At 70.1% G+C, this 2510-nt stretch carries 3 protein-coding genes; all 3 read right to left on the reverse strand.

Going from position 1 to position 2510, the window contains the following annotated elements; all coding sequences use genetic code 11:
• Window positions 1–11 precede the first annotated feature (11 nt).
• From tnpC to tnpA, 3 genes are read right to left on the reverse strand one after another with little or no spacing between them, the layout of a single operon-like run.
• Entirely contained in the window at window positions 12–1616 is a 1605-nt protein-coding gene (gene tnpC / locus AC5JJ1_RS15845) for an IS66 family transposase (RefSeq protein ID WP_495786070.1), read from the reverse strand.
• 33 nt (window positions 1617–1649) lie between these two features.
• The gene (gene tnpB, locus AC5JJ1_RS15850; protein ID WP_495786068.1) at window positions 1650–2006 is read right to left on the reverse strand and encodes an IS66 family insertion sequence element accessory protein TnpB; all 357 of its coding nucleotides are present in this window, start codon (window positions 2004–2006) and stop codon (window positions 1650–1652) included.
• Window positions 2003–2425, reverse strand: coding sequence for an IS66-like element accessory protein TnpA (gene tnpA / locus AC5JJ1_RS15855; protein ID WP_495786069.1), 423 nt, complete (start codon window positions 2423–2425; stop codon window positions 2003–2005). The genes tnpB and tnpA overlap by 4 nt, the downstream gene beginning before the upstream one ends.
• Between the last annotated feature and the right edge of the window lie 85 nt (window positions 2426–2510).

Here is a 2510-nt window from a genome sequence, read left to right on the forward strand (position 1 = left end):
GTAAGCGGCGTCTACGGACCCTTGCCGCCCTCAGCTGAGGCTGGGGGTGTCTTCGGGTCTGCCCAGTGCCAGGGCATCAGCTCGTCGATGCGGTCATTGGGCCAGCCGTTGACGAGGCGGGTGAGCAGGTCTGTGAAGTAGCGTTGTGGATCGACGCCGTTGATCTTGCATGTCTCGACCAAGGACGCTGCCGCGCACCAGCGGGTCCCGCCATCATCTCCCGACGCGAACAAGGAGTTCTTCCTGCTCAGGCACAGGGGCCGGATGGCGCGCTCGACGGTGTTGTTATCGAGCTCGATCCTGCCGTCGTCGAGGAACCGGCAGAGCCCCTCGCGGTGGTTCAGGGGGTAGCGGATCGCCTTGGCGGTCGGGCTGCCGCCAGGCAGGCGCGCGAGTTGGTCCTCGAGCCAGGTGAACAGCGCCTCGACCAGCTGCTTGCTCTTCGCCTGCCGGACGGTGTGTCGGATCTCCGGCGGCTTGCCGCGGATCTCGGCCTCGATAGCGTAAAGCGCGGCGATGCGCTGCAGGGTCTCGGTGGCGACCGGCGCCGTCTTGCTCTTGGCCAACTCGATGAACTCCCGGCGCACATGGCTCCAGCAGAACGCGAGCGTAATGGCCTCGTTGGCCGCAGCCACCGTCTTGTAGGCGGTATAGCCGTTGCATTGCAGGATGCCCTGGTAGTCCGCCAGCAGCGCCTTCGGGTGCTTGGCGCCGCGGCCCGGCGCATAGTGGAACACCACCGCGGGCGGATCAGTGCCGCCCCAGGGTCGGTCATCGCGGGCGATCGCCCAGGCATAGCCCTTCTTGACCTCACCGCGGCCCGGGTCGAGCACCGGCATGGTGGTCTCGTCGGCGAATAACCGCGGCGAGGCCTGCTGGATCGCGTGCAGGCGCTGCACCACGGGCACGATCTCGCGGGTTGCCGTGCCGAGCCAGTCGGCGAGGACTGCCCGGCTGATCTCGATGCCCTGGCGCGCCAGGATCTGCGCCTGGCGATAGAGCGGGAGATGATCCGCATACCGCGACACCAGGATGTGGGCGACCGTGGCCTCGGTCGGCATGCCACCCTCGATCAGGCGGGGAGGCGCGGGCGCCTGCAGCACGATGCCGGGACAGGCTCGGCAGGCCAGCTTCGGCCGCTTGGTCACGAGGGTCCGGAACTGGGCGGGGATCACGTCCAGCCGCCGCGAGGTGTCGCAGCCGATCTCGACCAGCGGGCCCCCGCAGCAGGGGCAGGTGGTCGCCTCCGGCGCCAGCACCTGCTCGATCTCCGGCAGGTGCGCCGGCAGGCGGCCGCGGCCGCCGCGGCGGCGCTGCTTCTGCTGCTCGCGGGCCGCCGGCGACCGCTTGCCCGCCTCGGCGGCGTTCTCGGCCAGCGTCGTCTCGATTTCCTCGAAGGCGAACTGCAGCTGCTCGTCAGTCAGCCGCTCCGACTTTCGCCCGAACTGCCGGCGCTGCAGCTTCCGCAGCAGATGGCGGAGCCGCTCGTTCTGCTCGACCAGCGCGTCGCGCTCGGCGGTCACGCTGTCGCAGCGGGATGACAGCGCCTCGACCTTGTCCATGGCCTCGAGCAGCAAGGCCCGCAGTGCCGCGGGATCCTCCGGCAGGCTCGGCATGTCGGTGTCCGCGGCGCGCATCGTGCGGCGATTCTACGCAGGCACGCTCGGTTTGGGAATCTCCCGCGTGGCCTGCACGCGCCGCCAATCGATCCCGGAGAATAGAGCCGCGAACTCAACCGCGCTCAGGCGCATCACGCCGTCCGTCACCGGTGGCCAGCGGAATGCGCTGCCTTCCAGCTGTTTCCAGACCAGGACCAGGCCGCTGTCATCCCAAGTCAGGATCTTCACTCGGTCGGACCGCTTCGAGCGGAACACCAGCACCACCCCCGAGAACGGGTCGGTGCCCAGCTCCGCCGCCGCCAGCGCCGCCAGGGCGTGCGCGCCACGGCGGAAGTCGACCGGCTTGGTCGCCAGCAGGATCCGCACGCCGGCCGGCAGCGCGATCATGCCACCGAGGTCCGGATCGCACGCAGCACCGACGTCAGCAGGCCCTCGTCGGCCCCGGGCGCGATGCGCAGCACCGCGCCCGCCAACTCCAGCTCGATCCATGGTGCCGGGCGCGCCGTCGCAGGCGCCGCACCAGGGGCCGGGACCGGCACTTCGGCCACGATCGGCACGAAGCGAGGCTCCGCCGGAGCGGCGGCCTCCGCCAGCGCCTTGCGCGCCTGTCGGCGCCAGTCGAAGACCTGCTGCGGGCTCACCTGCCAGCGACGGGCAACGTCCGTCACCTTCGCGCCCGGCTCCGCCGTCTCGGCGACGATCCGCGCCTTCTCGTCGCCCGACCACTGACGCCGGCGGCCGGGGCCCGTCAGAACCTCGACCCGGCGATAGCCGATGTCCTTCGCGTCGTCGCTAACGCTATCCATAACGTTGTCCGGATGCCCAATGCTCCAGACCGAAGCACCACATCCACGGGCCGCTATGGAAGACGGGCCTCAAACGGCCGCTTAC

Source organism: Belnapia sp. (genome assembly GCF_059504005.1).